The sequence below is a fragment of the Chryseobacterium sp. GTID13 genome (genome assembly GCF_056172655.1).
This window is the reverse complement of sequence record NZ_JAOCMB010000005.1, coordinates 1905303-1931289: the sequence shown is the minus strand read 5'-3', so window position 1 is coordinate 1931289 and position 25987 is coordinate 1905303. Positions and strand designations below refer to the sequence as shown.

Genomic DNA, 25987 nt, shown 5'->3' with positions numbered 1-25987 from the left:
AATTAAGGATGATTGCTTACCGCATTAATAAACACTTCGTTCATACTCGGGATTTTTTCGTCAAATGATCTCACTTTTCCTACATTGACAAGGTCCAGAAGGATGTCGTTTTGTCCGCTTTCATTTTTAAGGTCAAAAGAAACCAGATTGTTGTCATTAGAGAAATTAAAAATATCATAACTGGCTTTGAAATTCTCGAACTTAACCTCATCCACCTCGGAAAGAGTAACCCCGAAAATATTTTTCTTAAATTTTTCCCTAACGTCAAAAACCCTTCCGTCAATGATTTTTTTAGAGTTGTTAATCAGGGCCACATAATCACACATTTCCTCAACACTTTCCATTCTGTGGGTAGAAAGAATGATGGTGGTTCCGTTATTTTTAAGATCGATGATCTGATCTTTAATTAAATTGGCATTCACCGGGTCAAAACCTGAAAAAGGCTCATCCAGAATCAGAAGGTGCGGACGGTGCAGAACAGTGACTACAAACTGAATCTTCTGTGCCATTCCTTTCGAGAGCTCAGAAAGTTTCTTTTTCCACCACTGGTCGATGTGAAGTTTTTCAAACCATTTCTTAGCTTCATTTAAGGCATCATTTTTACTCATTCCCTTCAGTTCTCCAAAATAAAGAATCTGGTCACCCACACTCATATTTTTATAAAGTCCTCTTTCTTCCGGCATATAACCGATATCCCGGATATGGCTTGGGTTCAGCTTATTTCCATTGATGAATACCTCTCCGGAATCAGCCTGGGTAATTTGATTGATAATACGGATAAAGGACGTTTTCCCCGCTCCGTTCGGGCCTAGAAGACCATAAATACTGCCTTGGGGAACATGGATGCTGAAATCATCCAATGCTATCTTCTTTCCGGCACCATAGGTCTTTCTGATATGTTCAGCTTTAAGCATTAAATTGTTTTTACAATGAGTCTAAAAAAGTTCTGAAAGTTACGGAATTATTAAGGCAGAACAGTGGGAAAAGAAAAAATCCTGATGATTATCAGGATTTAATTTTATTGTTTTACGATTTGAGTAACCTTTTGGGTATTATCGCTTAAGATATAGCGAATCAGATATTTTCCGGGTTTCAGTTTTTCAATATTGATTTCACCGGAGTTCATGTTGACAGAATAGTTAGCTACCTGCGTTCCTAAAATGGAGTAAAAGGTTACACTTTTGATCTTTAAAGCAGAATCTTTCGCTTTGATCAGAAGGAAATCCTTTGCAGGATTCGGGTAAGCTACTAATACCCCGTCATCAGACTTCTGTGAAAGGGAACCCGGCTCTCTTAGCTGTGCTTGCATATTGTTGGAAAATCCAACGAAAGCGCCGATAAATAAAAATAAAAGTAAAAGTTTTTTCATCAAATTATAATTTCTCGAATGTATTAAAACAAAAATAAACAATTCTACAATCCTATACAATAGTTTTTTATATAAGTTGTAGTAAATTTGTAGAAACTTATTCAAAAAGTATTCCAAAATGATACATTCAAGAAATAGAAGGCTTAGAGTTAATGAATCTATCAGAAGTTTAGTAAGAGAAAACATCCTTACGACTGATGATTTTGTAATGCCTATCTTCGTAATGGAGGGCGAAAACCAGCAGGAAGCAATCCCGTCGATGCCGGGGATTTTCAGGAGGAGCATAGATCTGACGGTGAAAGAATGTAAGGAGCTTTTTTCCCTGGGGGTAAAATCGGTCAATCTGTACATGAAAGTGTCGGAACATTTGAAAGACAATACCGGAAAAGAAGCCTGGAACAAAGACGGACTGATGCAGCAGACGATCAAAGCAATCAAAGATGCGGTTCCCGAAATGATTGTGATGCCTGATGTAGCTTTGGATCCTTATTCCATCTACGGACACGACGGAATCATTGAAAACGGGAAAATTGTAAATGATGCTACCAACGATGCACTGGCAAGAATGTCCGTATCCCATGCCGAAGCCGGAGCTGACATTGTGGCACCAAGCGATATGATGGACGGAAGAGTTCTTACCATTCGTGAAGCTTTGGAAGAAAGCGGATTTACAGATGTTGGGATTTTGAGCTATTCTGCAAAATATGCAAGCTCGTTCTACGGACCTTTCAGAAGTGCTCTGGACAGTGCACCAAAAGATAATATGGAGATTCCGAAAGATAAAAAGACCTATCAGATGGATTTTCACAATTCCCGTGAAGCCATGAACGAAGTATTTAAAGATATTGATGAAGGAGCCGATATTATTATGATAAAACCGGGACTTCCTTATCTTGATATTGTTGCCAAAGTTCGTGAAGCCATTGATCTTCCGATAGCGGTTTATAACGTAAGCGGAGAATATGCCATGGTAAAAGCAGCTGCACAGAACGGCTGGCTGGATAATGACAAAACAATCATTGAAAGCCTTACCTGCTTCAAAAGAGCCGGAGCAGATATGATCTTTACTTATTTTGCAAAAGAAGCAGCAATGATTCTGAACAAATAGAAGTACTATTATAAAAAAATTAAAACACCCCAATCCGGGGTGTTTTAGTTTTTATGTGAAACATCTGTGAAGAAGTAAAAATTTATCACATGATGTTAAAATCTTTCCCTTTGGTAAACTTTGCCGCAAACGGCGCCTGATTTCCGGAATATTTTAAAACAAAATGTTTCTTTGTATCTGTATCTATTTTGGCGTCCACTTCCACATTCTCAGTCTGAAAGCTTACATCTAGTCCTACCCCTGATTCTTTTTCAAGAAAGATCTCCACACTTTCTGCGTAGAATAGGGAAGTACTCAGATAATTGAATTTAATATTTTTTCTGTAAGTCTTGGATTTACTTTGGGTAAACAAAGAGTAATTTTTCAGGATTTCAATTCCCGGAACATCAATATTGGTAATCCTTGATTTGGTTACTCCATTCACTCTTACTGAGAAACTCTTGGTGTTTTTAATATCTCCATTCACTCCGATATTAAAGAGGGAAGGAAGGGAGAGTCCGTATTCCACCATGCTTTCTTTGGTGAATTCGAAATCCGGGATTAATGCTGGATTCTTAGGGGTATTGATCAGCTGTTCTTTAACTGTATTAAGAAGATCTCCTGAAAACAGGTATCCGATGAGGTTGTTTCCTGTCGTTCTCCAGTTTCTCCCGTTCCATTCGAAGATTTCGCAAAGAAGCGTGTCTGTGGATGAGTGGGGAAGAAGATCCATATCCTGCCATTTGAAAACTTCTTTGGCATAAGGCCTTCTGTCTACGATATTAATCCCCAGATCCAGGGCAAGAAGATCTGTCAGGTCTTGATTATTCTGCATATTATTTAGTTCTTGATTTGGTAGGATAAAAATAGGGAAATAAAATAAATAGGCGAATTTGCTTATTAGCCTTTTGCGTTCTTAGTTTTATCAGCTTTCTTAGCCCTTTTGCCACTTCGCCTTTTAACCTTTTTGCTTTTACCTCTCCCTACAACCATCCTTTTCTCCCGTAAACATAAGTATCATCAAACTGTTTATCGCTCATGAACAGGTATAAAATCCCTTCAATAAAAGGAATGATAGAAGCTGCTCCAAAAGTGATGATGTTCAGAACAAGCTGGATGATCCCTTCTTTCGTATAGCCCAGATAGAATTTATTTAATGCCAGCCATCCGACAAGGATTCCCAGTATCGCTGCCGGAATTTTCTTTTCCGAGCGGTAAGGGACATTATTTTGAGGATTCGGATTCTGTGTGCCTTCTGTTTTTGTATAGCCGTAATTTTCCATTGTTGATGTATTGTGATGATTATAATTGCTTTTTCAATAAGTCGGAAAAAATTTCATGGAGTTACAAAATAACGGTATAAATATTTAATTTTTAAGGAAATATGATTAAAAATTAGATTTGTAAACATGCAGTATACATAGAAAAATAATAAGAAAAAAGAAATAAAGCAGTTGGTATCAGATCTGTCATCCTGAGCGGAGTTGAAAGATGCAATCAATAGGAACGGGCTTTAGCCCGTTTACAACAAAAATGTTAGGATCCACGGCTTTAGCCAAAATTTAAAATTCAATATTGGCAATCTCCGAATTACTAAAAAATAAATGACCATTCAAAAAAACGTTTACCATTTATAATCTAAAATTTGAATTCAAAAAAACTTTATCTTTGCTCCTATGATTTTACGAGGAGAAAACTTAATCAAGGAATACGGTCCGAAAAAAGTAGTAAAAGGCGTTTCTGTACAGGTAGAACAGGGAGAAATTGTTGGCTTGCTGGGCCCGAATGGGGCAGGAAAGACCACTTCATTCTATATGATCGTTGGATTGGTTAAGCCTACTTCAGGAAAGATCTTTCTGGATAAGCAGGAAATTACAAGCGATGCGATGTACCGCAGGGCCCAGAAGGGAATCGGATATCTTGCACAGGAAGCTTCCATCTTCAGAAAACTTTCTGTAGAAGAGAATATTATGGGGGTTTTACAGCTTACAAAATTGTCGAAACGTGAGCAGCAGATTAAATGTGATGAACTGATCGAAGAGTTTTCCCTGCAGCATGTACGTAAAAACAGAGGAGATCTTTTGTCCGGAGGGAAAGACGTAGAACGGAAATCGCCCGATGTCTTGCCACAAGCCCGAATTTTATCCTTCTGGATGAGCCTTTTGCGGGAGTAGATCCTATTGCGGTAGAAGATATTCAGAAAATCGTAAGAAGCCTCGTAGACAAAAATATCGGAATCCTGATCACGGATCACAATGTACAGCAGACCTTAGCAATTACAAATAAAACATACATTATGTTTGAAGGAAACATCCTGAAAGAAGGACTTCCGGAAGACCTGGCTAATGATCCTCAGGTAAGAGAAGCTTATCTGGGTGAAAACTTTGTTTATCAGAGTATTTTAGACAAGCCTAAAAAGAAAAAGTATATCTATAACATCTGGGCAGGTAATTTTGACTCAAAAGCACAATTTCAGGGGTTTGTAGATGAAAATTTCAGTCAGTTTGATGATTTGAGACTGATGTACGGCTTTGAAGACATTAGCTTTGCATCGCTTGCCAACTCTGAAATTGAGCATATCTTCAATGATATAGTGGACAAAAATGCTAATAATTCATTTATATTCCAAAGAAAAGAACTGACCACGCAATACACTCTGGAACAGGCAGAAGCTGAATCCAAAGCAGCAAGCAAACCGGAACTGCATTATCTTACAACGTATTTTTACGAAGGATAAAAGAACATCTGTCCCAAAAAGTATTTGCTGAAAAATAGAATAAAACGTACCTTTCTCTCTGAAACGGTACGTTTTTTAGTTAAAATAACTTCTATGGCAAAACCTTTTAACAGAACAGTCACTTTATTCGGGATTTATAAACAGCTTGTTCCGTTTATAAAACCTTACCGTTTAATGATTTATGGAACGTTGTTTCTTACCTTTTTGGGAGCTCTGGCGGCACAGGTCAATCCAATTGTTTTAAAATATACGGTAGATGAGGTAACCAAGCTTACCCATCTTCCACATCCTATGTCTGAGGGTATTCATATTCTGATCGTCATTTCCATCATTTTGCTGGGAAAAGAACTGCTTAATATTTTTATCAATTTCGGACAGAAATTTTATGGCGAAAAAATAAGGATCAATGTAAGTTCCGTCCTGGCACAGTCAGCTATTGATAAAATCCTGACGTACAGGGTTGCCTATTTCAACGATGAAAACCATGAATCCGGGAAGCTGCAGATCAGGATAGACCGTGGGATAGAAAGTTTGACAAGACTCGTACAGAATTTTTTCATCGATATACTTCCGCTTTTTTCCAATGCCATTATCGCTCTCATCATTATGTACATGCAGAATGTGTATGTAGGGATGGTTTCCACGATTATTGTGCCCATCTATTTTTATATCAGCTCATTACAGGCAAAGAAACTCTCAGGAGTGCGTCGTCAGCTTAGAAATCAGAGGGAAAGGAAAACTTCAGGACTTTTGAACCTGATTAATTCCATTATGGTCATTAAAAGTTTCGTCCGTGAGAAATTTGAAGGGAAAAAACAATATGATTTGCAGATGGAACTGATGGAAAGCCAGATGTTCACAAGGAAAACCAACTTTATCTATGATGGACTGAAAACTTTTATAGAACAGTTTGGGGTGGTTTTAATTATTCTTTTAACAGTTTATCTGGTACTCGATCAGCAAATGACAATTGGGGCTATTATGCTTCATATTATGCTTTTCAACAATATTTCGGCTCCCATCCGTCAGCTGCACAGGATTTACGATGATATGAACGATGCCATGATCTATGCGGAAGGCTATTTTGAAATCCTTAATGCCGATGACGAGAAAGAACCGAATGGCGCTTTTGTAGAAAAAGAGATCAAAGGTAATTTCGAATTAAAAAATGTAGATTTCAGTTATCCAAACGGTACCCAGGCTTTGCATAATGTTTCCATGAAAATAGAAAATGGGAAAACCACGGCTTTGGTAGGATTAAGCGGGGCCGGAAAATCTACGGTCATTAATCTTTTGTGTAAATTTTATCTTCCCGATTCAGGAGAAATCCTTCTGGATGGAGTCAATTTAGATGAATATGACAATACTTTCCTAAGGGACGATCTAGGCTTGGTACTTCAAAAGAACCATATTTTTCAGGGAAGTATTGAGGATAATATCCGTTATGGTAATATGAATGCCAGCTTTGAGGAAATTCAGGAAGCTTCAAAGAAAGCATACCTGCATGACCAGATCCTTGATCTTCCGGATGGTTATCAGCATGATGCCACCCAGCTTTCAGGCGGACAGCAGCAGAGAATTGCCATTGCAAGGTTATTCCTGAAAAATCCTCCGATTATTTTCCTGGATGAGCCAACTGCCAGCCTTGATGCCATTGCGACCGAACAGATTAAAAACTCCCTGGATGCCATCAAAGAAGGGCGTACTGTGGTTATTATTTCACACTCACTGTCTCAGATCCTTGATTCCGACACTATTTATGTAATGAAAAAGGGAAGGGTTGTGGAAAGCGGAACTCATGACGAGCTGGTTCAGCTGAACGGAACTTACCGTGAGATCTTTGATGCTTCTGCCAGAAGTTTAAATCTGGATAAGCTGGTCAGTACTTTTAAAGATAACTAATTTATTTCCCGCAGATCTCACAGATTTCACAAATCTTATTTTTCATATAAATCTGCCAAATCTGCCAAATCTGCGAGAGAATATTGCAGTATCATCTTAAAGTTTTTCCACATAAGATTAAATGCAAGGTTTTATCATAAATCTAATCAAAAGCACTCATGATAAAACTTTGCATTAAAAAAGATGAACTTACTGTGCCTTCTCAGCAACCTGATAAGTCCCCACCTCTGCTCCAAAAGCAATATTGATTCTGTTATAGCTATTGATGGCAATCACAGCCATAGTGAGATCCAGTATTTCCGTTTCAGAAAAATATTGGGCAACTTCAGAATAAATTTCATCGGAAACCTCTTTCCCGTTTAAAGAAGTTAAGGTTTCTGCCCATAGCAATCCGGCTTTTTCCCTGTCTGTGTAAAAAGAACATTCCCTCCAAGCGCTCACCAGGAATATTCGCTGTTCGGTTTCGCCTTTGGCTCTCAATTCTTTGGAGTGCATGTCCAGGCAGAAAGCACATCCGTTCATCTGGGAAACCCGGAAATACAGAAGTTCCAGAAATGAAACGTTCAGTGATGAATGCTGCAGCTGAGCCCCCATATGATGAAGGGCGTTTACAGCTTTGTTTCCCATTGCAAATGCATTAATTCTTTGTGACATAATAAATTGTTTTTTGATTAATTATATCGCAAATGTAGACTGTAATTTTCCGGAATTTTTTTACATATGATAAAAAACTATTTTTGTGCCCGGATTCTGCTTAGAGAAACCTGGGTGATTCCGATATAATCTGCCAGATCTCCCAGACTGATGCGCTGGATAAGGTCGGGTCTTTCTTTCAGAAAATTATTGTAACGTTTTTTGCCTTCATCTTCAAGCATCTCACTGATTCTTCCCATCATGTTGATGGGAGCTTTCCGGTACAGTTTACTGAAGAGGGTTTCTGCACTATGGTATTTTTTACATGCTTCTTCAATAACATTTTTATGAATACGGAGAACTTCGCAGGGCTCAAGGGCAACGATCATATATTTTGAAGGATTATCCGTTAAAAAACCGTTCAGCTCAGTGAAAAAGGAATTTTCAGAAAAGAAAGTCATGATGAAATCTTTATCACCATTATCAAAAAACAGTTTTACCAGGCCTTTTTCAAGGAAATAAAAGTATCGGCAGGTTTCGTCGCCTTTTAAAAGAAAATCGCCTTTCCGATAAGTTTTTAATTCTAAATTGGAAACCAAAACATCCATAACAGGCTGTTCGGGCTTGCTTATATTTTCAATAGTCCGGATAAAGCAGGTAGGATTCATGTTCAGATAAATAAAGATTTAAATATAAATAAAAAGCGGGTCAATTTATGTGATGTACCCAAAAAAGATTGATAGATTTGCCATATCAAATATGAACGATCACTATCTTAAAAAACTGGACAGGGTAACCGCTATTCTCACGCAATTACAGTCGAAGCCGACAGTAAGGGCGCAGGATCTTGCTGCCAAATTTGATGTAAGCATCCGAACCATTTACCGCGACGTGAAAACCCTTGAAAATGCCGGAATTCCCATTATAGGTGAAGCCGGAAACGGATATTCACTGATGGACGGCTATAAGCTTCCACCTATCATGTTTACAAAAGAAGAGGTGTTGAGTTTTATCACTGCCGAAAAGCTGATGCAGAAATTCTCCCATCAAAGTCTCGGAGCCCATTATCAGATCGCCATGGAAAAAGTCCGTTCTGTGCTTCGGAATTCAGATAAGAACCTCATTCAGAATATTGAAAAGCAAATTGATGTTTATAATCATCATACACAAGCGGATAGCAGTATCAAAAATGTGATTCCCACTATTCTGGAAAGTATCGCAGATAAGACTCAGCTGAACATTGAATACAAAACAGTTGATTCCCGGGTAACCAACAGGACCATCGAAGCGGTCGGTATTTTCTTTGAATTCAATTACTGGTACATCATGGCTTTTTGTACTATGAGAAAGGATTTCAGACAGTTTCGTGTGGACAGAATCCAGCAGATTTTCAAAACCCAGAATCCTTTTTCTCAGGAATACGGACAGATCAATGATTACAGAAGATATTCAAACGGGGAGAAAACAAGGGTGAGGATTTTAGTGGAAAAGAAAATAATAGGGCATATCGTTAATTCAAAAAGATATTATGGGTTTGTGGAAGAGAAGGAGACAGAGGATGGAATTGAAATGATTTTTGATACGGAATGGATAGAAGAAGGCTTCCCACGATGGCTGATTACTTTTGCAGATTTTGCAACCATTTTAGAACCGGAATCTTTAAAAGTGAAGCTTAGAAATCTCGTAGAAAATATTTCAAAAAAAGTAGAGTAAAAAGTATTGTGCCGGAGCAAGAGCAGAGCAGCATACTTTATTGAATAAACAATATAACTCCGGCTTCACGTATGTGAAGCCGGAGTTTTGGAAATTCATATAGTTTGAACAAAGAGATTTTAAACCAAAGACAAAAATCAAAACAACAAAATCGGGGTGTCTATATTTAATGAATGGATAATTTGAATGATTTTGATTCTGCCGGTTCTTCTTTTTGTCTGGATTGAATCATCATTTTCAGCCTGAATAAAGGCATTAATGATCCTAAAATCTCTCCCAAAAAAAGGGGGTTCAATTCCTAAAGCTCTCAGGTAGGTATATCCCTGACCTCTGTGGTGAATTTCGTTATCTACGAAGTAAAGAATGTTCTGGTACACCGGAAATTCATACTGACCGAATAAATTGAAAGTTTCCTGGAAACGCTCCTCTGTGATCTGGCTGAAATAATGATTGATCACTTCTGTTTCCTCGTCCCACTTTTTCAGGATATCTTCCTTCGTTTTCGGATTAAATCCTTCTTCATTATAAGCTTCCATGTTTTTGTTGATAATTCCTTTCAAAGCAGGTCCGCCGATGCTGATCAGCTCTACTGCAAGTTTGGCGAAAGGTCTCATTCCGCCTACAGAAAATTCAAATAATTCTTTCTCTGGAAAAGCTTCTATTACTCTTCTTGTCAGGTTTCTGTGTCCCTGCCAGTGCTCTAATAATTGATCAGATGTCATGAATTGTTTAGTGGCTGTTGCTGTAGTTGTCATAATTGTATTGTTTTAGTTTGTTATTGTTGATACAAAGGTATGACAGGGTTATGACAACAGTTTGTCAGTAGGATTTTAAGGTTTAAAAAATATTTTATTTCTTTATTAAAATATAAAAGGTTATTTCTCCGTTTAGATGTAAATTGCATGAATTAAGAACAATGCAACGCTATTAAAATCTCGAAATGAAGAAGTATATTTTGCCTGTTATTCCTGTTTTTTTACTGATCTCATGTAATAAAATTGAAGAGAAAATAGACCAGACCGTTCAGAAAACAACCGAAACTGTACAGCAGAAAGCTCAGCAGGCAGTGGAAGAAACTGTTAAGAAGACAGTCAGTGAATCCATTAATTCTTTAACGAATTCCCAGGACGTAAAATTTAACCAGGTATTTCCTAATGATGGAAAACCAATAGTTTCTGAAGATACCGGAAAGAAATTTAAATTTCCCAACGGTTCTGAAGGATATATCTTCAAATATAAATCCGATATCGCTGTCCTGCTTCCTTTTCTGGAAAAACAGCCTTCTGCCGATGAAAACAAATCCGACAAAACAGCCCGTAAAATAGACGGACAAAGCATCATTGACAAAATAAGTTTTGTCTCGAAATTCCTTCCTGAAAATACTTTTGATACCAGTTTCCTGGAAGATATCAAAAACGATAAAAATATAGAATATTATAAGCTGAAAAGGTTTCCCAATAGCAGTACAATAATCTATAACCCAAAAAACCAGACCATCATACAATATGTAGAGGTAAATAAATAATTTGTGAGTGGCCGGATTTATCCGGTCATTTTTTTATCTCTGATGTCTTTTATTCACTTTTTCAAACAGAATAAAAAGTTGTAACTATTATTAATAAACTGCTTAATGTTTTGTAAATCAAGTCTTACCTATTTTGTAGAATAATATGTATTGCATAAGTTGGGAAAGGGATTTTTATTATATTTTTATTTTTTGTATTTAATATTGATATTTTTATTAGATTTATTGAATTATTAACAATTTATGAAAAGAAAAATATTTAATAAAAAAATCTGTGTATTAGTATTAAGCGGCGCGGGTACAATGGTATATGCCCAGGAAGGTGTAAAAGAAAATAATATAGATGAAGTTGTGGTTACTACAGGTAGAACTAAGCCCAGAACCATCATTACATCAGCAAATCCTATTGATAATATTTCAGCAGTACAGCTAAAATCCACAGGACAAACTACTTTTGATAAAGCTTTGACGTACTCGGTACCGTCTTTTAATTCATCACAGCAAACCGTTTCTGATGCAACGGCTCATTTTGATCCGGCAGATTTAAGAGGATTGGGGCCTTCCAGAACATTAGTTTTAGTTAATGGTAAAAGAAAAAATCAAAGTGCTTTAATTTATGTAAATGATACGCCAGGAAAAGGTGAGGTAGGTACAGATCTGAAAAGTATTCCATCTGCCGCCTTACAGAATGTAGAAGTATTGAGAGATGGTGCATCTGCACAATATGGCTCTGATGCTATCGCAGGAGTAATCAATATTATTCTTAAAAACAGCGTTGGAAAAAGTACAGTTAATCTTTTTTCAGGGATTACTTCAAAAGGAGACGGCTTTAATATCGGAGCAGATTTCAATACAGGAATCAGAGTTGCAAAAAATGGAAGTTTGAACCTTACATTGGGATATTCTTCCCAAAATAGAACTAACCGTGCAGGTTCTGTTACAAAAGATGAGCTTTTTGGTGTTGATAATGCCTGGACACAGGCTAATCCCGGTTTAGGGATGATTATAGGGCAGCCGGAGACAAAAGTGGGTAATATGTTTGTGAATTTTGAACTACCGACAAGTGAAACAGGCAAATTTTATGCTTTTGGGGGTACAACTTACAGGAACGGAACCAGTTATGGCTTGTATAGGACACCCTATTGGGTAACTTCAGATTTTGGATTATTAACTCCAAAGGGGCAACCTTACAATGGATTTCAACCGGAATTTAAAACAGATGTTTATGATTATAATTTAACCTCCGGATGGAAGGGCATGTTTGGAAAATGGAGTTTTGATGGTAGTGCTACCTTTGGCTCTAATGCAGTAGATTATGTTGTAGGAAACACCATTAATACATCTTTGGGTGCCAAGTCACCAACCCGTTTTAAAGCAGGCGGTCATCAGTTTAGTAATATTATAGGAAACATAGATATCAACCGGAATTTTGGTACGTTTGTTTTAGGAGCCGGCGTTGAAGTACGCAATGAAAACTATCAGGCGAAGTCAGGAGAGGAAGCCTCTTATATCGGAAGTGGTGCGGAATCATTCCCGGGACTGCAGCCTCAGAATGAAATCAATAAAAATCGTCAGAATATTGGAGCTTATATGAATGCTGAATGGGATGTTACGAAAAATTTGTTATTGGGAGGAACGGTGAGATATGAAAACTTTAGTGATTTTGGAAATAATGTTTCCTGGAAAGGAAATGCAAGATATAAGTTGCTCGATGATAAATTGGTTTTCCGCGGGTCTGTTTCTACAGGATTTCGGGCACCTTCATTACACCAGATTTATTATTCCAATGTTCAAACCAAAATTACAGGGAATAGCGTAGCTAATCAGGGTACTTTTAACAATGACTCTCAAATTGTAAGATCTGATCTTGGGGTACCAAAATTAAATGCTGAAAAAGCCTTTAACATTACCGGAGGATTTGCTGTAAAACCTTTTAAAAACCTGACGATTACAGCAGATTATTATAGAATAAAAATTAAAGACCGGGTACTTTTCTCTGGAGATATTGGTTACAAAACCGGTGCTCCGGGTAGCCCGGATATCACAAACCCTGTGGAAGTAATATTAAACAATAATAAAATTACCTCCCTGAAGTTTTTCACCAATGCTGTAAATACAGTTACTGAAGGAGTAGATTTCGTCGCTAATTATTATACTTCCGCTATTGGCAAAGGAAGATTGGGAATTATTGCCGCTTTCAATTATAACGAGACTAAAATAGTAGATAATATTGCCGTTCCGCCTATTTTGGCTGAAAATGGTTACTCAGAAAACTTTTTTGATAGAAAAGAGCAATCCAGAATTATCTCTGCAAGGCCAAAAACAAAAACTATTCTTAGCCTTTCGTATGACATTTCAAAATTTAACTTTAACCTTAATAATACTTATTTTGGTTCCGTTACATGGCAGCATGCAACCGATCCTGCCAAAGATCAGACATTTTCAGGTAAGGTAATTACAGACATTGTTTTGACCTATAAAATCACCAAAGATCTTAAAGTTTCCGGAGTCGTAAATAATTTATTTAATATTTATCCGGATGTAATAGACAGCAAAGGAGACATAGTAACAGATCTTGGAGGAAGGTTCAAATATCCCTGGGAGGTCAACCAGTTCGGATTTAACGGAACAACTTTTCAGTTAAATGTTAATTATACTTTTTAATCTATAGAATTGTTTAAGCTTTACAAAACCTCAAAAGTCACAAAAGCTCTCATTTTAACACACTTTAATTCACATAAGATGAAAATCAAAGATTTTCACAAAACTTAAGTGAACTTCTTATGTATAAAGCCTGGCTCTAAAAAACTTAAGTGTTTAAACCTTTTGTGGCTAAAAATAATTTAAACAGCTTCGATATAGAAATCCACATATACAAACTGACATTAATTTCTAATGTCAGTTTTATTTTTCAGATCGGATAGGAAGCTATTCCTACATTTTACTTTTTACATTGTATAAAAAAAGGTATTTTAGTACTATGAAAATTTATACGAAAACAGGAGATAAAGGACAGACTGCACTATATGGCGGTACAAGAGTTTCCAAAGCCAGTGCAAGAGTGGACAGCTACGGAAATATAGACGAGCTGAACTCGTTCATCGGGATTGCGAAAAGTCATATTGAAGATGAGGAAGTTTTGAAGCAGTTAAAAAAATTCAGTTTGATCTGTTTACAGTAGGCTCAGAAGCTGCAACACCGGTTGATAAATTAATGCTGGCCAACGGAAAATCACGTTTACCTCTGATCATTTCAGATACGGAGATTGAAGAGCTGGAACAGTGTATGGATGCTTTTGAGGATAAACTGGAGCCGCTTCAATATTTTATTCTTCCGGGCGGTGGAAAACCTGCAACTTTTTTGCATGCGGCAAGAACCATTTGTAGAAGAGCAGAACGTTCTCTTGTTTTCTTAAATGAGTCTGAAGAAGTACGTCCGGAACTCATTAAGTATCTGAACAGGCTTTCAGACTATCTTTTCGTTTTGGCGAGATATATTTCAAAAATCAACAACGAACCCGAAGAATACTGGAATCCGAATGAGAGGTAAAGTATTGCTTTTTATCAACGGGGACGCCCCAAAAATACTTCCGGATGCAGATCAATACGAACTTATTGCCTGTACGGATGGTGCTTTCCACTATTTGAAAAATATGGGATTTCCTCTGGAAAAACTGGATTTTATTTCAGGTGATTTCGACTCTCACTCCGGGGCAGATGAAAATATTTATCACGAAAAGTTTATTCATACCCCCGATCAGGACAAAACGGATTTCCATAAGGCCCTTGATCTTATTCGGGAGCAGGGTTTTAGCACGGTCGATGTATTCGGAGGAAGCGGTGGTGAACAGGATCATTTTCTGGGAAATCTGACGGTCGCCTATACTTTTAAAGATAAAATGAACCTGAAATTTTATGACGAATTTTCAGAGTATTATTTCATTCCCTCAAGCTTTTCCGTAAAAGGAGTCAATAATAAAATGATCTCTTTATATCCTTTTCCATATGTTGAAAATATTATGACAAAAGGAGTTAACTGGCCTTTAACCAATGGCAGCCTAAGCATCACTTCAAGGATCGGAACCCGTAATTTTGCCGTTGAAGATGAAGTTTCCATTGAATATGAAAAAGGAGATTTATTAATTTTTATCGGGAAGAATTATTTGTAATTTAAGGATCAATAAAAAACTTTTCAGGAAAATCCTATCAATGGGAATGGCTTTAGCCCATTTAAAAAAATATAAAATCAATTTAGCCAAAACATAAAATTCCACATTAAAAAATCACAATCATTCGTGTAAATCTGTGAAATCTGTGGGCAAAAAATGAAAAATCCAGCCAAAATATCATTTTTAATCCTCTTATTATTCTGTATTTTCTCATGCAAAACACAGCATTTCGCAGCGCCCGAATACGGAAAAACAGAAAACGAAAAGCCTATTCAGATTAAAAAAGTACATAATTTCCGCACACCAGGAAATATCCGGAATTCTGAAGGAAGAACCTTAAAGGAAGGGACATTTTACAGAAGCGCCCATCTTCATCACCTGAAAAAAAGATCGTTCAGGGAATTGGAAAACTTGGGAGTAAAAGAAGTGATCGATCTGAGAAATTCAAAGGAGATCGCTGATAAGCCGGACCAGCTTCCAGACGATATCGTTTATAAAAAATATTCAGCTTTTGAAGATAAGGGAGATCAGCTGTCGCAGGCTAAAAAACTTGTTCTGAAGGGAAAGGTAAACGGTTCTGATGCCGACAAAAGAATGATAGATTTCTACCGGGAATATGTAACCGAAAACCCGGAAATGATAAGGAAAATAATCACTGAAATCCTGGAATCTGATCAGCCCGTTCTTTATCACTGTACAGCAGGAAAAGACCGCACAGGAATTATCACCGCTTTGATTTTAACCATTTTAAAATTTGATAAAGAAACGATATACAATGACTATCTCTTATCAAACAACTACAGGGAAAAACTCGTTCATAAAAGATTCCGTCTGGCAAATAATTTACATTTCCTCTATCCAAAAATGGACGTAAAAGTCCTTGAGAAACTGAGCTGGGTGGAAACGGCATATCTTGATGCTGCTTTTAATGAAATCAATAAGAAATATGGCTCGGTGTATGCTTATATTCAACAGGTTCTGGGGATTTCAGAGAATAAAAGGGAAGAATATATTAAGAAGTTTACAAATTCATAATCTTCTCAGGTTTTTGCCGGTTTCCGTTTTGAAATTTATAATAAATTTAACGCTTAAAAACCAAACTTTTTTAGCAATTTTGCATTTCGTAATTCACTTGTCAAGAAATGAAAATAAAGTACTCGGAACTTATTGATCAGACATTGTATTTTCCTACGGAAGAATTTAATGTTTCTGAGAACAATTTGTTATTTCACGATGTTCCTTTAATGGAAATCGTTGAAAAATTTGGCACTCCGCTAAAAATTAGCTACCTGCCGAGAATTTCTCAAAACATCCAGAAAGCGAAAAGCTGGTTCAGGGAAGCTTTTGAGAAAGCCGATTATAAAAAGAATTATACCTACTGCTACTGTACAAAATCCAGCCATTTCAATTTTGTGCTTGAAGAAGCTCTTAAGAATGACATTTCCATAGAAACTTCTTCCGCTTATGATATGGATATTGTAAAATCTCTTTACGAGAAAGGAAAAGTAGATAAAAATATTGAAGTCATCTGTAATGGGTTCAAGACCGATGATTATCTGGTGAAAATTTCAGAAATGATCAACAGCGGTTTTGAAAATATTACCCCGATCCTGGATAACTACCGCGAACTGGATAAGCTTACAGAAAGTATTGATACCACTTTCGATATCGGAATCAGAATCGCTTCAGAGGAAGAACCGAAATTCGAATTTTATACTTCAAGACTGGGAATAGGATATAGAGATATTATCCCTTATTACAGCCAGAAAATTGCAGAACACCCGAATGCAAGGCTGAAAATGCTTCACTTTTTCATCAATACTGGGATCAAAGACACTGCCTACTACTGGAACGAATTGTACAAATGTCTACGTGTATACGCACGTTTGAAGAAAATTGCTCCGGAAGTGGATTCACTGAACATTGGTGGCGGTTTCCCGATCAAAACTTCTTTAAACTTCGAATACGATTATCAGTACATGGTGGAAGAGATCGTTTCACAGATCAAAAAATTCTGTGAAGAGGAAGGGGTGGAAGAACCTAATATTTATACGGAATTCGGAAGCTTTACCGTAGGGGAAAGTGGTGCCAATCTTTATAAAATCATTTCTCAGAAGCGTCAGAATGACAGAGAAAAGTGGAACATGATCGATTCTTCGTTCATGACCACACTTCCAGATACCTGGGCCATCTCAAGACACTTCATCATGCTTCCGCTGAACAGATGGGAAGATACATATGAAAGAGTATTTTTAGGTGGATTAACCTGTGACTCAGATGATTATTATAATTCCGAACAGCATACCAATGCCATCTATCTGCCGGTTTTCAGTGATACCAAACCTCTTTATATCGGATTTTTCCATACAGGAGCCTATCAGGAAACGATTGGAGGGTATGGCGGTGTTCATCACTGTCTGATGCCGCAGCCTAGACACGTCCTGATCCAGAAAGATGAAAACGGTGAACTTCAGTATGAAATTTTCCGCGAAAAGCAGGAACCTGAAGATATTTTGAAAATTCTGGGCTATAAATAAAAGAGTGATTTTGTCATTGCGAGGAACGTAGTGACGAAGCAATCTCTCTTAATAATCTTAATCATTTAATCGTTTCTTAATGTTTAAATTTTAACCATTAAGATTTTTATTAAGGCTTAAGAATCATTAAGACCAGCTATAAAAAATAAAGCTCTCAAATCTGAGAGCTTTTATCATTTAGAAATATTTTGAAAGCTTGTCCAGTTTCAGTTCTTCATAATCCGAAACTACGATATCCGCTAAAGTGTAATCCTGATTTTTAGAATGGGGACTTCTGTAAGCTGCACAAAAAATCCCGGCTCTGTGTGCCGCAAGAATTCCATTGGTGGAATCTTCGATAACCATGCAGTTCTTTACAGGTTCTCCTGCCATTTCTGCTGCCAAAAGAAAAACTTCCGGATGAGGTTTGGATTCCTTCAGGTCAGCACCGCTGATTTTTCCGCTGAAATACTGTTCAAGACCGAATTTCTCAAACACCATATTAATGGTCGTCATCGTAGCGGAAGAGGCAAGAATGAGTTTAATTCCGTTTTCATGATAATGTTTGATGAGCTCTCTTACCCCAGCAATAAGATCGAATTCTTCATCAGTATCGAAATAATTTTTGAAGTGAGATCTTTTAATTTCGGAAAGAGTTTCATAAGTATCTGCTAAATTATATTTCCCGATCAGCGTTTCGAATACTCTTTTGGTGGAAGCTCCTGTAAAAGATGAGTACAGGTCTTCGGAAACCGTAATTTCCAGCCCGTCAAACGTTTTAAAATAAGCTTTTCTGTGCAGTGGTTCCGTATCTACAATAACCCCGTCCATATCGAAAAGAACAGCTTTTAAAGACATATTTTGTTTTTTGCAAAAATAAGGTTTAATATTTAAATGATAAAAGGAATAGGAGTTTGAAGATGGGAGTGGGAGCTTAAAATTTATAAAATAGCTTGTTTTTTCCAACATAGGTCTTTCGCTGCTTTCCAAAAACTTCCGGCCCCTTGCATCCTGCTTCCAACTTCTTTGTATCTTTGTGGAATCATTCAATCTTTAAATCATTTAATTTTTTAAATAAAACATGAGAACATACGCAGGAATTCCTGAAGAAAATGCAACATTAGAAAACTCTAAAGTAATGCTGGTAACCGTTCCTTACGATGGAACATCAACATGGGGTAAAGGAGCCGATAAAGGCCCGGAATTATTCCTTGATGCTTCTGAAAACATGGAGCTTTACGACATAGAAACAGGTACTGAACCTTACCTTGACGGGGTATACCTGGCGGGAGAAGTTTCCGAAAATTCTACGCCTGAAGCAATGACGGAAGCTGTATATCAGAAAACAAAAGAGCTTCTAAATAACGAAGGAAAAGTATTTACCCTTTTCGGAGGTGAGCACTCTGTTTCTATCGGTTCTATCCGTGCAGTAGGAGAGAAGTTTGAAAACCTTACCGTTCTTCAGTTGGATGCCCATACAGACTTACGTCCTGAATTTCATGGGTCTACTTCAAACCATGCTTGTGCGGTTTTTGAAGCTAACCAGAAGCATAATCTTGTTCAGGTGGGAATCCGTTCGATGGATGCGGAAGAAGCTCAATACCTGCCGGAAGGAAGAGTGTTTTTTGCCCATGAAATTGCCAATAATGACAACTGGATCAATGATGTTCTGGAAAAAGTTTCAGGAAACGTTTACATCACGATCGATCTTGATGCTTTCGACCCGTCTATTGCCCCTTCTACAGGAACTCCGGAGCCGGGTGGGCTTCAGTGGTATCCTACCTTGGAATTACTGAGAAAAGTATTTGAAAAATGTAATGTTGTGGCTTTCGATATCGTAGAATTAATGGATTCTCCGATGGCTAAGCCAACTGCTTTCCTTGCCGCTAAGCTATATTACAAAATGCTTGCTTACAATCATATTTATAACAATAACTAAACTTCGCAAGAATCGGATTTTTTCTGCCGTATATTCTTTGGAAATTTGTGAGGTAAAAAAGAAATACTATGTCCACACAAAATCAGATAGATTATAACAGAATTGCTAAAGCGATAGAGTATATCCGGAGCAATTTCAGGCTTCAGCCGAGTTTGGAGGAAGTGGCAGAAAATATTCACTTGAGTCCGGCCCATTTTCAGAAAATATTTACGGATTGGGCGGGAACAAGTCCGAAGAAATTTTTACAGTTCATCAGTCTTGAACATGCTAAAAATTTATTGAAGGAAGAAAAAGCAAGTTTATTCGATACCACTTATGAGACGGGACTTTCCAGCACAAGCAGGCTTCACGACCTCTTTGTGAAAATAGAAGGCATGTCTCCGGCAGAATATAAAAACGGCGGAAAAAGGCTGAGCATCAATTACAGTTTTTCCAGAAGTCCTTTTGGAGATGTAATGGCAGCATCTACGGAAAAAGGGATCTGTTATATGGCTTTTGAAGACGATAAAGAAACAGCATTGGGGAATTTATATGCTAAGTTTCCCAATGCTTCTTTTTTGAAAAACAGGATGCGCTTCAGAAAAATGCACTGTCCATATTCAATCAGGACTGGACTAAGCTCAATACGATTAAATTACACTTAAAAGGGACAGATTTCCAACTTAAAGTCTGGGAAAGCCTTCTGTCTATCCCAATGGGGAAACTGTCCACCTATGGCAGTCTGGCAGAGAAAATAGGAAATCCTAAGGCTTTCAGGGCTGTTGGGACAGCTATTGGCAGTAATCCTGTTGCGTTTCTTATTCCGTGTCACCGTGTGATCCAGTCTACCGGAAATCTCGGCGGTTACCGGTGGGGAAGTACCCGTAAACATGCCATTGTGGGATGGGAAAGTTCCAAGATCTATTCCGGAAATTCTGTTGTATTGTAATGTATTGGGCAAATAACTCAATCAATTTAGGTTTTGGCTAAAGCCCGTTCTTATTGATACTGTCTTTGAAAATTATTTGTCCGGTTTATGTTTTATGCTACCTTTAGATTTTAAAATATAGATTTTCGAACTGATAACATCTCATCAATGGATTTTGAAATTAAGAATGGGAAAGGTCTGCTTTCTATTAACTATGAACCCCAATATTACAGTGAAAGCCTTACCATAGGAAACAGTCCCGTACTTTTTCTTTGGGACGACTGTGATGATCCCGGAGATGAGAATTTGGTCTTGCTTCCTGTTGATGAGGAAAGTAAATATTTAATCAATAATACATTACAGGATATTGATCTGGATGTAGATTACACAGACCGTATCGAAGATTTATTTGATGTTTTACAGCCTTTGTTGCAGTTATTAAAAAACGGAAAATATCATCTGAGCTTTTCAGAACATAGATTACATAAAAGCTTTGGTCCCATAGCTGCTTTTGCAGAAGAAAGGCTTAACAGGGAAGAAGTAGAAAAAGAAATAGAAAAGTATAACGGGAAATTATATCAGAATAATATCTATGACTATACTTATCACGGCGAATACGACGGAACTTATCGGTTTAATGAATATGAACAGCCTTTCATAGCATGGAAATCCAGGGAAGAAACCAACATTAACCTTATACAGCATTATGAAAGTTTGATTTCTTCCGGAGCAAGGCCTTTTGCCATTATTTTTACCTCTGAATTTCTGGAGGATAACTATCTGCACGAATATATTCTGGACGGTCATCATAAGCTCTGTGCCTACAAAAACCTGGGAATTGACCCGCCATGTGCTGTAATTAAATTTATTGCGGAAGAAAAAGAGCAGCTTGGATTGGATTTGGAACGTATTTCTGAGCTGATCTTTCCGTGGCAGTTTAGCCACTTTTATAATAGCTGGGATGGAAAGGAGAAATATTTAAAGAATAACCCCGATAGTTTGCTCAAAAAGCATATTAAAAACGGATGGGTTAACTTTCTTTATCCTGATGGAAGAAAAAGAGGAGAAGGTTTTTATATAAATGATATTCCCGACGGCGATTTTAAATACTGGTATGAAAATGGAAAAATAAGTAATATCAAAAGCTTTTCTCTCGGAAAACCTGTCAGGAAGTCGGTATATTATCATGATGATGTAGCTGTTGATGATGAAAATCATGGAAATAAGGGCTATGAATTCATCTATAAAGATGGAGATCTCAGGATTACAAAGAATTGGAACGGGGAAGGGAAGATAGAATCCATTGCTATTCATGAAGCCAAAAGCATCAAATATATTCCATTAACGGATCAGGTTGTTTGGGAGTATTCCAGCGAAAGCTATAAAAACATCCTCAAACAGAGGAAAGAAGAGGGAATTAAAAAAAACTTGAAAAAGAAGAATGGGATCTGCAGTTAGCAAAAACCAGGAAACAGGAAAAAATATATGAATGGCTGAAGATATTGCTGGTAGTGGTCATTATTGTGGTGATTGTTATTTATTTTTTATAAAACTTAATTAATTATGATGAATCTGTTTGAGGAAATATCAGAATTCCCTTTAAATATTCTTCCGCATGACGGTACTGTGCATTATTACGGGAAGGTTTTCAATAAGGAAAAATCTGACTTTTTTTACCAATATCTGCTGCATCAGATCCCGTGGGAAAATGATGAAGCGATGATCTTCGGGAAATTAATTTTAACGAAAAGAAAAGTGGCATGGTTTGGGGATAAAGCCTTTGAGTATACCTATTCAAAACGCACCAAACTGGCAAAATTCTGGACTCCGGAGCTGCTGGAACTGAAAAGAAAATGTGAAGAAGTTTCAGGAGAAACCTACAATTCCTGCCTTCTGAATTTATATCATGACGGAAGTGAAGGCATGGCTTATCACAGCGATGGCGAAACCGATCTTAAAAAACATGGTGCTATTGCCTCCCTTACTTTTGGGGCAGAAAGAAAGTTTTTATTTAAACACAAAACAACCAAAGAAAAGGTGGAAATATTCCTGGAAAACGGAAGCTTGCTGATCATGAAAGGAACGACACAGGAAAACTGGCTGCACAGGCTGCCTCCGACTACAAAAGTGAAAACACCAAGAGTAAATCTGACGTTCAGGACGATCGAAGAATAAAATAAGGTGGCTTCGAGTGCCTCAGCCACCTTATTTTGTAGCAGATGTTTTCCAGTCCTTATTTCCTGATATATTTTTGATGTGTAATTCCTGCAATTTCCATGGGGCTGAGGCTCCCGGAGCCACTTGCATCCATAAAAAAACCGGTCGCTGAGGTTCTCGAAGCGACCGGTTTTTTAACATTTATAAGAGCAATGTTAATACTACATTGGTGGCTGAGGTACTCGAAGCCACCATAACTTTTTATTTCAAAATTTCAGCCTCGATAGAACTGTCATCATATACCTTAATAAATGCTTTTGTGTAATCCTTTTTTGTGGCAAAATTCGGATTTTCCATGAATTTCTGGGGATTGATTGCAAAAAGCGGCCACCATGTGCTGCTGATCTGGATCTGAATTTTGTGACCTTTTTTGAAAGTATGCATGACATCCTGAAGTCTGAAATTCACCGCTGTTTTCTGGTTCGGAACTAAAGCTTCCCCTTTTTCCCTTGAATTTCTGAACCTTGCCGGCATAATTTCACTTCTTACCATTTGGTGGTAGTTGGGATAGACCACACCGTCTTTCTTTTCTACAGGTTTAAAATCTTCAGGATAAACGTCAATCAGCTTTACAGCGAAATCTGCATCTGTAGAGCTGGAGGCAATATTCAGTTTAGCCATGATCTCTCCTGCAAAACTTATATCTTCCGTTAAAACATCTGTAGTAAAAGTCAGAACATCCGGTCGGCCTACTGCAAACCTCTGGTCTTCCGACATATAGTTTTTAGGCGTAAAGCCGTTGAAATCCTTTAGATTATCAGAACTCAGAACGGGATTGTTAGGATCGCTGTAATATTCTGAAAATCCTTGCCCTGCTGTGTTTTTTAAAGTGCCGTCTGCCAGATAGAAATTAATTTTCCGGGCATTTTTCGGAGGATAAGAGGCAAATTCTCTCCATTCTTTAGAACCTGTATCATACATCAGAGCTTCCGGAAGTCCGGCATCTTCTTTTGTGTTTCCCTTTAAATAGTGATTGAAAAACTTAGTTTCAATATTTTTTTGATAATATGTTGCAATGCTGTCCCCGAAATAGATCTGATTATGGAAATGTTTTCCTTGCTCCTGAGCCCACGCTCCGTGAGAGAAAGGTCCCATTACGATCGTATTTTTGGCTTTCGGACTTGTTTTTTCTATGGTTTTGTAAATATTCAAAGGTCCTGAAAGGTCTTCGGCATCAAACCATCCTCCAACCGTCATTACGGCATGAGTCACATTCTTCAAATGGGGAAGGAGACTTCTTTTCTGCCAGAATTCATCATAATTCGGATGGTTCATAATCTCGGTCATAAAGAAGTTGTTCTGATAGTATTTTTCATAGCCATCTTTTAAAGTGCCCATGTCTCTGTAAAACTTAAGACCGTCTTCCGAAGTCTGCTTTACAAAGGTATCCATATACCAGGCCTTGTTCTCCGGTTTTGTTTTCTGAACTCCGAAAACAGGGAATGTTCTGAAATACCCCAGCATAAATCTTCCGTTATGAAGAAAATCATCGTTCCAGAAATCAGAAATCGGAGCCTGCGGGGATGAAGCTACCAACGCAGGATGCTGCGCCAATATTCCTGCTGCAGTATAAAATCCGGGATATGAAGTTCCGTACTGACCTGCTTTACCATTATTGTCCTTCACATTTTTCAAAAGCCATTCGATGGTGTCATAGGTGTCTGTACTTTCATCTACATCTTTTTTGGTTTTTCGGTCTACCTGAGGAGTCATATTGGTGAAAGTGCCTTCGCTCATATACCTTCCGCGTACATCCTGGAATACAAAAATGTACTTATCCTTCATCAGGAACTGATTAGGACCCAGTTTGGTTTTGTATTCGTTTTCGCCATAAGGAGCAATGCTGTAGCAGGTTCTCTGCATCAGGAATGGATACTTGTTTTTGTTTGAAATGTCCTTTGGGATGTATATCGCTGTGAAAAGCTTTACCCCGTCACGCATCGGAATATAGACTTCCTTTTTGGTGAAATTGTCTTTTACAAAAGTATCCTTCTGTTCTGTGGTCTGTGCACGTCCAAGGATAAAAAAGAAAATAAATAAAATTGAAATATGGATCTTCATAAATAAAATTTACGGCTAATTTAAAAATAAATCACATCCGTTCTGCTGTATACCTCAATCTTTAACGAAAAATAAAAGAAAAATGAAAAATAAAATGTTGCAAAATAATCTACTCTCTTCTTTTCAGTATCATATAAAACACAAACATCTGCTTGATCTGCTTGATCTGCGAGAGATTATTATAAAAAAACATCCCCAAGTGGGGATGTCTGTATTGTTTTTTTGAAATAAGTTTTTCAAAAATTATGCTCTTAAATATCTTGAATAAGCATATCCTTCCTGACCGTCATCAGTTTTCACTTTCCACCAGTCATCAGAAGTCTGCTCGATTAAAGTTACCGATGAACCTTTCGCAGCTTTTCCTACTACAGCAGCTTCAGTAGAAGGCTCCTGTCTGATGTTCAGGTTAGAATCTTCAGTAGCAACTGTTAAAGAAGCACCTGAAGCCAATCCGGTTACCTGTACATCGATATTGATGTCTGAAGCGGAATAAGTAGAATCAATGGTTCCTAAAGCATTCCATACTGCGTCTTTTGCAGCTGTATTGGAAGCGCTTCCTGAAACATAAAGAATACCATCCTGCTCCTGAACCTGAAGATTAGAAATTCCGGCAGACTGTGCTGCTGAAACTACGCTTGAATATTTATCTTGTAATGTGCTCATCTTAAAATTATTTTACCACTAGATTATTGTTATACTTTCCGATTTTCAAAGCATCTACAGATTCTTTGATTTTTCTTGCCTGAAGGCCTGAAACATTTCCTGTAAGGGTAAGCTGTCCGTTTACAACTTCTACTTTTACAGAAGGGAAATCTTTAACAGCATCCTGAACTTTTTCTGAACTGCAGGGTCTACAGCTGTTGTAGTTTCTACAGGTGCAGCTGGAGCTGCTACAGTAGACATATCCATTACGTCTTTTACTCCGTTGATAGCTTTTAATTTTGCGATCATGGCATCTTTAGACTGCTGATCAGCGAAAGTTCCGCTTAAATGAGCAACTCCGTCTTTTACTTCCACAGAAGCATTGGGATTAGAAGTTACCACAGTTGTAGCCTGAGTCTGAAGATCGGCATCAGAAATTTTCTTTTTACAAGAAACCGCTCCAAAAGATATAGCTACAGCTAATGCAGACATTGCGATAGTTTTTTTCATAGTTGTATATTTATTAATGTTGTTAATACAATCAAATGTAATAATAAAATTTGTACCAAAA

The 25987-nt window shown here is 37.5% G+C and carries 20 protein-coding genes and 5 pseudogenes; 14 read left to right on the top strand and 11 right to left on the bottom strand.

The annotated features are described in order from the left end of the window. Positions 1–2: 2 nt before the first annotated feature. On the bottom strand, positions 3–914 hold the full coding sequence (locus N4G44_RS15635; protein ID WP_474928220.1) for an ABC transporter ATP-binding protein: 912 nt from the start codon (positions 912–914) through the stop codon (positions 3–5). A gap of 104 nt (positions 915–1018) precedes the next feature. After that, a complete protein-coding gene (locus N4G44_RS15630; protein ID WP_474928219.1) occupies positions 1019–1369 on the bottom strand; it encodes a T9SS type A sorting domain-containing protein in 351 nt (116 codons plus the stop codon). Between the two features lie 118 nt (positions 1370–1487). Between N4G44_RS15630 and hemB the strand changes: the two genes are divergently transcribed. Further along, positions 1488–2477: a porphobilinogen synthase gene (gene hemB, locus N4G44_RS15625; protein ID WP_474928218.1), complete on the top strand. Its 990-nt coding sequence runs from the start codon at positions 1488–1490 to the stop codon at positions 2475–2477. Positions 2478–2562: 85 nt separating this feature from the next. On the opposite strand, the gene N4G44_RS15620 is transcribed toward hemB, so the two are convergent. Both N4G44_RS15620 and N4G44_RS15615 read right to left on the bottom strand, forming a co-directional pair. After that, complete coding sequence (locus N4G44_RS15620; protein ID WP_474928217.1) at positions 2563–3291, bottom strand: hypothetical protein; 729 nt, start codon at positions 3289–3291, stop codon at positions 2563–2565. Positions 3292–3439: 148 nt separating this feature from the next. Next, complete coding sequence (locus N4G44_RS15615) at positions 3440–3739, bottom strand: TM2 domain-containing protein (protein WP_474928216.1); 300 nt, start codon at positions 3737–3739, stop codon at positions 3440–3442. Between the two features lie 393 nt (positions 3740–4132). Here N4G44_RS15615 and lptB point away from each other — a divergent pair. After that, a pseudogene (gene lptB / locus N4G44_RS15610) lies at positions 4133–4857 on the top strand (LPS export ABC transporter ATP-binding protein); the annotation flags it as partial. 510 nt (positions 4858–5367) lie between these two features. After that, a complete protein-coding gene (locus N4G44_RS15605; protein ID WP_474928351.1) occupies positions 5368–7095 on the top strand; it encodes an ABC transporter ATP-binding protein in 1728 nt (575 codons plus the stop codon). A gap of 189 nt (positions 7096–7284) precedes the next feature. Here the strand turns inward: N4G44_RS15605 and N4G44_RS15600 are convergent, their stop codons facing one another. Beyond that, positions 7285–7749, bottom strand: coding sequence for a carboxymuconolactone decarboxylase family protein (locus N4G44_RS15600; RefSeq protein WP_474928215.1), 465 nt, complete (start codon positions 7747–7749; stop codon positions 7285–7287). A 77-nt stretch (positions 7750–7826) separates the two neighbouring features. Beyond that, entirely contained in the window at positions 7827–8396 is a 570-nt protein-coding gene (locus N4G44_RS15595) for a Crp/Fnr family transcriptional regulator (protein WP_474928214.1), read from the bottom strand. Between the two features lie 91 nt (positions 8397–8487). On the opposite strand from N4G44_RS15595, the gene N4G44_RS15590 reads away from it, so the two are divergent. Continuing rightward, positions 8488–9441, top strand: a complete 954-nt coding sequence (locus N4G44_RS15590; RefSeq protein WP_474928213.1) for a helix-turn-helix transcriptional regulator — start codon at positions 8488–8490, stop codon at positions 9439–9441. A gap of 278 nt (positions 9442–9719) precedes the next feature. On the opposite strand, the pseudogene N4G44_RS15585 reads toward N4G44_RS15590, so the two are convergent. Then, positions 9720–10196: pseudogene (locus N4G44_RS15585) on the bottom strand (DinB family protein); the annotation flags it as partial. A 185-nt stretch (positions 10197–10381) separates the two neighbouring features. Here N4G44_RS15585 and N4G44_RS15580 point away from each other — a divergent pair. From N4G44_RS15580 to N4G44_RS15555, 6 genes and pseudogenes are all read left to right on the top strand, one after another. Further along, positions 10382–10966, top strand: a complete 585-nt coding sequence (locus tag N4G44_RS15580; RefSeq protein WP_474928212.1) for a hypothetical protein — start codon at positions 10382–10384, stop codon at positions 10964–10966. Between the two features lie 243 nt (positions 10967–11209). Beyond that, positions 11210–13630, top strand: a complete 2421-nt coding sequence (locus N4G44_RS15575; protein ID WP_474928211.1) for a TonB-dependent receptor plug domain-containing protein — start codon at positions 11210–11212, stop codon at positions 13628–13630. A gap of 316 nt (positions 13631–13946) precedes the next feature. Further along, positions 13947–14515 (top strand): annotated as a pseudogene (locus N4G44_RS15570) (cob(I)yrinic acid a,c-diamide adenosyltransferase). Continuing rightward, the gene (locus N4G44_RS15565) at positions 14505–15134 is read left to right on the top strand and encodes a thiamine diphosphokinase (protein WP_474928210.1); all 630 of its coding nucleotides are present in this window, start codon (positions 14505–14507) and stop codon (positions 15132–15134) included. Before N4G44_RS15570 ends, N4G44_RS15565 begins: the two are co-directional and overlap by 11 nt. A 156-nt stretch (positions 15135–15290) precedes the next feature. Then, entirely contained in the window at positions 15291–16169 is an 879-nt protein-coding gene (locus N4G44_RS15560; RefSeq protein WP_474928209.1) for a tyrosine-protein phosphatase, read from the top strand. 107 nt (positions 16170–16276) lie between these two features. Beyond that, positions 16277–17671 carry a type III PLP-dependent enzyme domain-containing protein gene (locus tag N4G44_RS15555; RefSeq protein WP_474928208.1) on the top strand — a complete coding sequence of 465 codons (1395 nt, stop codon included), beginning with the start codon at positions 16277–16279 and terminating at the stop codon, positions 17669–17671. A gap of 177 nt (positions 17672–17848) precedes the next feature. Here N4G44_RS15555 and N4G44_RS15550 read toward each other — a convergent pair whose 3' ends face one another. Further along, entirely contained in the window at positions 17849–18508 is a 660-nt protein-coding gene (locus N4G44_RS15550) for an HAD family hydrolase (protein WP_474928206.1), read from the bottom strand. Between the two features lie 223 nt (positions 18509–18731). Between N4G44_RS15550 and speB the strand changes: the two genes are divergently transcribed. The 4 genes and pseudogenes from speB (at position 18732) to N4G44_RS15530 (ending at position 22671) form a co-directional block, all read left to right on the top strand. Beyond that, the gene (gene speB, locus N4G44_RS15545) at positions 18732–19589 is read left to right on the top strand and encodes an agmatinase (RefSeq protein WP_073060898.1); all 858 of its coding nucleotides are present in this window, start codon (positions 18732–18734) and stop codon (positions 19587–19589) included. A gap of 68 nt (positions 19590–19657) precedes the next feature. After that, a pseudogene (locus N4G44_RS15540) lies at positions 19658–20517 on the top strand (bifunctional helix-turn-helix domain-containing protein/methylated-DNA--[protein]-cysteine S-methyltransferase). A 147-nt stretch (positions 20518–20664) separates the two neighbouring features. After that, positions 20665–21954 carry a toxin-antitoxin system YwqK family antitoxin gene (locus N4G44_RS15535; RefSeq protein ID WP_474928204.1) on the top strand — a complete coding sequence of 430 codons (1290 nt, stop codon included), beginning with the start codon at positions 20665–20667 and terminating at the stop codon, positions 21952–21954. A gap of 108 nt (positions 21955–22062) precedes the next feature. Next, positions 22063–22671 carry an alpha-ketoglutarate-dependent dioxygenase AlkB family protein gene (locus tag N4G44_RS15530; protein ID WP_474928350.1) on the top strand — a complete coding sequence of 203 codons (609 nt, stop codon included), beginning with the start codon at positions 22063–22065 and terminating at the stop codon, positions 22669–22671. 243 nt (positions 22672–22914) lie between these two features. Here N4G44_RS15530 and N4G44_RS15525 read toward each other — a convergent pair whose 3' ends face one another. The 3 genes and pseudogenes from N4G44_RS15525 to N4G44_RS15515 form a co-directional block, all read right to left on the bottom strand. After that, entirely contained in the window at positions 22915–24774 is a 1860-nt protein-coding gene (locus tag N4G44_RS15525) for a CocE/NonD family hydrolase (protein WP_474928203.1), read from the bottom strand. Between the two features lie 243 nt (positions 24775–25017). Beyond that, positions 25018–25437, bottom strand: a complete 420-nt coding sequence (locus N4G44_RS15520) for an SH3 domain-containing protein (RefSeq protein ID WP_474928201.1) — start codon at positions 25435–25437, stop codon at positions 25018–25020. Between the two features lie 7 nt (positions 25438–25444). Then, a pseudogene (locus tag N4G44_RS15515) lies at positions 25445–25926 on the bottom strand (BON domain-containing protein). Positions 25927–25987: the final 61 nt, after the last annotated feature.

Coding starts and splice junctions, on each gene's coding strand:
- N4G44_RS15635 (WP_474928220.1), bottom strand. CDS start 914: ATGCTTAAAGCTGAACATATCAGAAAGACCTATGGTGCCGGAAAGAAG.
- N4G44_RS15630 (WP_474928219.1), bottom strand. CDS start 1,369: ATGAAAAAACTTTTACTTTTATTTTTATTTATCGGCGCTTTCGTTGGA.
- hemB (WP_474928218.1), top strand. CDS start 1,488: ATGATACATTCAAGAAATAGAAGGCTTAGAGTTAATGAATCTATCAGA.
- N4G44_RS15620 (WP_474928217.1), bottom strand. CDS start 3,291: ATGCAGAATAATCAAGACCTGACAGATCTTCTTGCCCTGGATCTGGGG.
- N4G44_RS15615 (WP_474928216.1), bottom strand. CDS start 3,739: ATGGAAAATTACGGCTATACAAAAACAGAAGGCACACAGAATCCGAAT.
- N4G44_RS15605 (WP_474928351.1), top strand. CDS start 5,368: ATGATTTATGGAACGTTGTTTCTTACCTTTTTGGGAGCTCTGGCGGCA.
- N4G44_RS15600 (WP_474928215.1), bottom strand. CDS start 7,749: ATGTCACAAAGAATTAATGCATTTGCAATGGGAAACAAAGCTGTAAAC.
- N4G44_RS15595 (WP_474928214.1), bottom strand. CDS start 8,396: ATGAATCCTACCTGCTTTATCCGGACTATTGAAAATATAAGCAAGCCC.
- N4G44_RS15590 (WP_474928213.1), top strand. CDS start 8,488: ATGAACGATCACTATCTTAAAAAACTGGACAGGGTAACCGCTATTCTC.
- N4G44_RS15580 (WP_474928212.1), top strand. CDS start 10,382: ATGAAGAAGTATATTTTGCCTGTTATTCCTGTTTTTTTACTGATCTCA.
- N4G44_RS15575 (WP_474928211.1), top strand. CDS start 11,210: ATGAAAAGAAAAATATTTAATAAAAAAATCTGTGTATTAGTATTAAGC.
- N4G44_RS15565 (WP_474928210.1), top strand. CDS start 14,505: ATGAGAGGTAAAGTATTGCTTTTTATCAACGGGGACGCCCCAAAAATA.
- N4G44_RS15560 (WP_474928209.1), top strand. CDS start 15,291: ATGAAAAATCCAGCCAAAATATCATTTTTAATCCTCTTATTATTCTGT.
- N4G44_RS15555 (WP_474928208.1), top strand. CDS start 16,277: ATGAAAATAAAGTACTCGGAACTTATTGATCAGACATTGTATTTTCCT.
- N4G44_RS15550 (WP_474928206.1), bottom strand. CDS start 18,508: ATGTCTTTAAAAGCTGTTCTTTTCGATATGGACGGGGTTATTGTAGAT.
- speB (WP_073060898.1), top strand. CDS start 18,732: ATGAGAACATACGCAGGAATTCCTGAAGAAAATGCAACATTAGAAAAC.
- N4G44_RS15535 (WP_474928204.1), top strand. CDS start 20,665: ATGGATTTTGAAATTAAGAATGGGAAAGGTCTGCTTTCTATTAACTAT.
- N4G44_RS15530 (WP_474928350.1), top strand. CDS start 22,063: ATGAATCTGTTTGAGGAAATATCAGAATTCCCTTTAAATATTCTTCCG.
- N4G44_RS15525 (WP_474928203.1), bottom strand. CDS start 24,774: ATGAAGATCCATATTTCAATTTTATTTATTTTCTTTTTTATCCTTGGA.
- N4G44_RS15520 (WP_474928201.1), bottom strand. CDS start 25,437: ATGAGCACATTACAAGATAAATATTCAAGCGTAGTTTCAGCAGCACAG.